The sequence below is a fragment of the Mesorhizobium sp. M7A.F.Ca.MR.245.00.0.0 genome (assembly GCF_003997415.1).
Taxonomy (GTDB): Bacteria; Pseudomonadota; Alphaproteobacteria; order Rhizobiales; family Rhizobiaceae; genus Mesorhizobium.
Genome location: NZ_RZTE01000006.1, coordinates 99,141 through 103,759, shown reverse-complemented (window position 1 = coordinate 103,759; position 4,619 = coordinate 99,141). Strand labels below are relative to the sequence as shown.

The 4,619-nt window shown below is 61.7% G+C and carries 1 protein-coding gene; it reads left to right on the top strand.

The window, feature by feature from the left end; all coding sequences use genetic code 11:
• Window positions 1-679: 679 nt before the first annotated feature.
• Window positions 680-4,619 (top strand): autotransporter-associated beta strand repeat-containing protein (locus EOB80_RS34470; protein ID WP_206516802.1); only part of this gene is annotated, 3,940 nt, incomplete at its 3' end.

Genomic DNA, 4,619 nt, shown 5'->3' with positions numbered 1-4,619 from the left:
TCAGCAAGCCGCAAATTCCTTATCGAGCGTCGACCTCACATTCCTCCACGTCTCCGAGTGCTGCATCTTTAACGGGCAACGCTATCGTCATTTTCAAGGTTGTTCCGGAGGGAGCAAGCCGAACCCACAGCGAGCGACTTGACCTATGTGGGACACTGCTAACGCTCCACTGTGCCGATTGTTGCACTGCAAAATGATGGAATACTAAACTATTAAGCCCAAGCGAAGGCGTCCTTATTAGATTTCGCTAACCATAACTACTGTGGCGAAACAGACACAATTCTGGTCCTTGGCCTGATTATTCTGAAATAGGTTGTTGATTTTGAAAGATATCATCCCATTATGGCCTCTGCGCGAATCTTGGGAGGCTATGATGAAGCGTTGCGACGTTTTCATCTCGGCAGGGGTGTTTGAACGAAATGGGAGCTGCGCGCCACGTCCTGTCATCCATCACGGATATCGAAAGGGTAGCGCATAGGCCTTGCCGCGCCTTGCGGCATCGCGGCCACAATGGCGTCCTCGAAACGAACAGGAGGGGCTGTCCTGGATCTTCGCCTGCTCCTGATCGCCCAAGTTGAAAATGATCATGCGGAAGACGGTCATGGAAAAGTCTCGCTCACAGGCCTCACGCCAACCAACGAATGTGCAGCGAAACAGGCATCTTCTACGTGGCGGGCGCATGACCAAGTGGAAGGGAGAGGCGGCGAGCTTCGCGCCCAATCTGGCCCAACTTGTCTGTGCAGTCTCGTCTGCCATTCGTGGCGCGCTCCTGCCTGTTTTACTCCTCGCTGGCCTCGGCTCCATGCCCGCGGGCGCGGCTGATCTTTACTGGGACGTCAACGGCACAGCCGTGGGGCTGGGCGGCACTGGCGCGTGGAACACCTCATCGCTGTTCTGGAATCCTAACAGCAACGGCGTTTCCGGACCTATGGCTGCATGGAACAATGCGGCCGTCGGCGGTGACAACGCTATTTTCAACGGCACGGCGGGAACAGTGACGCTTGCCGGCCCGACAACCGCGCACAATCTCACCTTCGGCGTCGCGGGCTACACGTTGGCAGGCAGCACGCTGACGCTCACCGGCGCGACTCCGACCATTTCCACAGTTGGTGCGACCGCCATCAGCTCGATCCTTGCCGGATCGGCGGGGATCACCAAGATAGGGGCAGGCGTACTCACGCTGAGCGCAGCCAACACATTTTCGGGCAACGTCACCGTCTCGGGTGGAGGGCTCGCGCTCGCTAGCGATGCTTCGCTCGGGAACGCAGGCAATGGCGTATCCGTTGCGAACGGCACCTCGATCAGCTCCACAGGTGCGCTCGCCGGCAGCCGGGTTGTCACGATCGTGAGCGGGAGGGCGGTCGCGGCCAGCGGTGCACTTACTGCCCGTTTCACAGGCGCAGGTGGTCTGCAGGTCCTGGGAACGATCAGTAACGATGCCAACGACTATACCGGCCAAACCGTTTTCGGCCAGAGCACCAACGGCTTTACCTCTGTTGCGGATCTCGGTGTTGCAAGTTCGCTCGGCGCGCCGACGGACGCAACCTTGGGCACGATCTCTGTCTCTGCCGGCGGTGGGTTGGGTGGCTCAATCGTGTATTTCGGCGACGGTGACAGTTCGAACCGCAAATGGCAGTTCAACAACACCTCAAGTGGTGGAAACACATTTCAGAATTCAGGCACCGGCACCTTGACGCTCACTGGCGATATACTCGCTGCTGGTGCCTTCAGCCTTACGATGAACTTCTCCGCGGCCTCGGCGGATATGGACTTGCTGGGCGTAGTCAGCTCCACTGCAGCGCGGACGGTCGCATTCACCGGAAATGCGGGTCGGACCATCACTTTGGGCGGCGCAAACACCTATAGCGGGCCGACCGCCATCAACACGATCACCGTCAAGGCCGGGACACTGGCCAACAGCGGGAGCAACAGCTCGTTAGGCGCTGGAAGCAGCATCTCTTTTAGCAGCGGCACGTTGAGCTATACTGGAACGGGCAGCGCAACCGATCGCTCGATAAGCATCGCCGGCGCGAGCAAAATCAGCAATGACGGTTCCGGCGCGCTTTCGTTCAGCGGAGCGACCACCGTCGCAGCTGGTGCCACGTTGACGCTCGGCGGCAGTTTCGCCGGCGCGAACACGCTTTCAGGCGCGGTCTCCGGGGCAGGTAATCTGACCATGAACGGCGCCGGCACCTGGCTGGTGAGCGGCAACAACAGCTTCGCGGGAAACACCACTGTTCAAAGCGGTACACTGCTCGCCGGCAGCAGCACCGCCTTTGGCGCCCCCGGGCGGCTGGTGGTGAATGGAGGCACGCTCGGTCTCAATGGCTTCGATGTTGCAGCGAATTCCTTGGCGGGCACTGGCGGGGCGGTCGATCTCGGCGGCAATACCCTGACTGTGAATGGCGCCACCGGGGCGACTGCCTACGCCGGCGCTATAATAGGTTCGGGTGGTTTGACAAAACTCGGCGCCAGCACGCTGACGCTAACCGGCGCAAACACATATACCGGGACGACCAGCGTCGGTGGCGGTACGCTGGCCGTGGACTTTAGCGCGGCTGGGGCGCCTGCCAGCAACATCATCTCCGCTTCGTCGGCGCTGAAGATGAGCGGCGGCACGCTTTTGGTTAAGGGCTCCGCGGGAGCGAACAGCCAGAGTTTTGCCGGCCTGACCGTATCGGCGGGCAACAACAGAATAAACGCGACTGCCCTGGCGGGAGGCGCAATGACGGTCGGTCTGGGGACCATCACCCGGACCGGCGGCCTGGTTGATTTCGGCATCGGCACCGGGACCTCGATGTCGACCAGCAATGCCGATGGCGCGCTCGGCGGCTGGGCCACCGTCAATGGCACCGATTACGCTCAGGTCTCGGGCGGCTTCATCACCGCATTCACTGCTTACCTGAATCAGGACAATGCAGGCCTTTGGGCGAATGGAAACATAGTCAGCGATGAAGGCGGTGCCGCCAACACGCCCTATTTCGGCACGGTGAACGGGAACGTCACGCTCGGCGGCCTCAAATACAGCGTTGCGGCCGCTTCGATCATAAATGTCGGCGCCGGCAATACGCTGGGCGTAGACGGCACCATCATTGTCTCGCCCCTGACCGGCACGGCCAACCAAACCATTCAAGGCGGGTCCTTGACAGGAGGTGCTGGTGGCAGCGCGCTCGGCGTCCAGCAGAATGGCGGCGGCACTTTCACGATTGCCTCGACCATCGTCGACAATGGCGGCGCTACCTCTTTCACGGTGGGCGGCACAGGCGGCGCGACGGGCACCGGCGTCGTCGCGTTGACCGGAGCCAACAGCTATACTGGCGCCACGACCGTCAGCGGCGCTACGCTTGCTTTCAACACCGTCGCCAATGGCGGGACAGCCAGCGCTATCGGCGCATCGTCCAGTGCTTCATCGAACCTCGTGCTCGAGAATGGCACGTTGCGCTATACCGGCAGCACCGCCACGACCGATCGCGGATTCACGCTCGTCAACGGTGGCCCGTCGCGGACTTTCGATGTCAGCAGTGCGGCGACGAACCTGACGTTCACTGGCCAGGTGACCAGTCCGGACGATGCCGGCTTTACGAAGTCCGGTGTGGGTACCTTGACCCTGACCAACGCGAACAATGACTATGTCGGTGTCACCACCATTGCTGGCGGCACGCTGGCCGTTAGCGCACTCGCCAATGGTGGGCTGGCGAGCGGCATCGGGGCCGCGAGCAGTGCGTCGTCCAATCTTGTGCTGCAGAACGGCGGGACGCTCAGCTACATCGGCTCGACCACCAGCAGCGATCATGGGTTCACATTGGGTACAGGGGGTGGCGGCATTGCCGTGGCCGCGGGCGCCTCTCTGACCTTGGGCGGTACCGCCACCGGCTCGGGCGCGCTCACGAAGAGTGGGACCGGAACATTGGTGCTGTCCGGCACGAACAATTATACCGGCGCCACGACGGTGAGTGCCGGCGTGTTGCGCGCCGGCTCGACGCGCGCTTTCGGCGGAACGGATGCGAATGGAACGAGCGCCGGGCAGATGAATGTGCTCGCCGGCGCTACGCTCGATCTTGCCAACAACAACAACACCGTCGGCGGCCTCATCGGCGCCGGCAATGTGACGCTCGGCTCCGCCACCCTGAGGATCAACAACACCGGAAGCGGGTTCTCAGGCACCATTAGTGGTACCGGGGGCGTTACCATCGCTGCCGGGGCGCAGACATTCAGCGGCTGCACCAACAGCTATACCGGCGGGACCACGATTAACGGCACTTTGAGCGTCGGCTGCCTGCGCAATGGCGGACAGGCGAGTGACATTGGGGCCTCAAGCAATGCATCCGCCAATCTGCAGCTCATTGGCGGGACACTGATTTATACCGGCGGGACGGTCACGACTGACCGGGGCTTCACTCTCGGTGGCACCGGCACAATTAATGTTTCTAACGCTGCCACGACCCTCGGGTTTAGCGGAGTCGCCACGGGGACGAGCCTGCAAAAGACTGGGCCCGGCACACTGGTGCTGTCGGGTGCAAACACCTACAATGGCGCGACTTACGTCAATGGCGGGATTCTGCGAGCCGGCTCTACCAGCGCCTTCGGTACCAGCGGCCTGCGCATGGACACACCCGGCG